Here is a 1317-nt window from a genome sequence, read left to right on the forward strand (position 1 = left end):
TGGAGTTGCCCCATAAAAACCGGACAGGATCAGATTTCTGTTTGACGGTTCAAGAACTCACGCGGCGACTGATACCCTAATGCCTTGTGCGGGTGAAGCGTGTTGTAGTGCTCGAACCACAATGGGAGTTGGGCGATGACGGTTTCGGCGTCGGGAATGGGATTGACCGAGACATAGTCGCGCTTGAAGGTTTTGACGAAGGCTTCGGCCATTCCGTTGGACTGTGGACTGCGAACAGGTGTCGAGCATGGCTCCATCCCAATATCGATGAGTAGCGATTTCGTGTCCTTGGCGATAAAGCACGAGCCGTTGTCGGTCAGCCATTCTATGGGCTTTGGAAGGGTGTTGATGCGACCGAAGCGGTTCTCGACAGCGGTGATGACAAGGTCCTGCACGTCTTCACTCTTGATGCCTTCGGTGGTGGCGACATGGGCAATGGCCTCACGATCACAGCAGTCGAGAGCAAAGGCAACGCGGACCTTCTCTTTGTTATCACAGCCGATTTCGAATCCGTCAGAACACCAGCGCAGGTTCGATTGCTCGACGGCAACGCGGCCGTCGTGGCGGCGAGTGTCGACTGCACCTGTGTGGCGTTGCAGAAGCAGGCCATGCACCTTCATCACCCGATAGATGCGTTTGGCGTTCGGCCACGAGCGCCTTTCGCTGCTGGCCTTACGGCGGAGGATCGCGTGAACGCGACGATATCCGTATGTCGGCATATCGGCGATGATCGCCTTGATTTCATCCACCAGGTCATGGTCAGCCAGGGGAGGACGTCCACGCGTTTTGGTAGAACGCTGTTTCACCCGTTCTGCGATGTTTGACCGGGCGACACCGAAAGTCTCGCACACAGCCGTCATCGAGAACCTCCCTTCGGCAACGACAGCGAGCGCAACAGATGTTTTTTTGGGCCAGTAGCGATCTCGAGCGCCTCTTTAAGGATTTCGCCTTCCATCGTCTTCTTGCCAAGCAAACGCTGCAGCTCTTTGACGTGGTTTTGAAGGGCGCGATACTCGGATGCCGGAACGACTTCCTCTTCTGCCGCAGTTGCCGTCAATGCACCTTGGGTAGCGAGCTTGCGCCAAGTGAACAACTGGTTCGGCTGGATGCCATAACGACGGGCAACAATGCTGACCGTCGCATCCGGCTCATATGTCTCTTGAATGATAGCAAGCTTCTCGGCAGTCGACCATCGACGCCGCCGCTCTGGGCCGGACAGGACTTCTATCTTAGAATTGTGACTGGTCATAATGGGCACATTACCTCGCACACTTATTAAGTGGGAGATCCTGTCCGGATATTTATGGGGCCATTACA

General features: G+C 55.5%; 1 protein-coding gene. It reads right to left on the reverse strand.

Annotated elements, in window-relative coordinates; all coding sequences use genetic code 11:
- Positions 1-29: 29 nt before the first annotated feature.
- Positions 30-1249, reverse strand: a protein-coding gene (locus FHS21_RS30360; RefSeq protein ID WP_183665870.1) for an IS3 family transposase whose coding sequence is annotated in 2 segments (ribosomal slippage) — positions 30-907 and positions 907-1249 — 1221 coding nt in all. Because the reading frame shifts where the segments join, the coding sequence is not laid out codon by codon here.
- Positions 1250-1317: the final 68 nt, after the last annotated feature.

It is taken from the genome of Phyllobacterium trifolii (assembly GCF_014192095.1).
Taxonomy (GTDB): Bacteria; Pseudomonadota; Alphaproteobacteria; order Rhizobiales; family Rhizobiaceae; genus Phyllobacterium; species Phyllobacterium trifolii.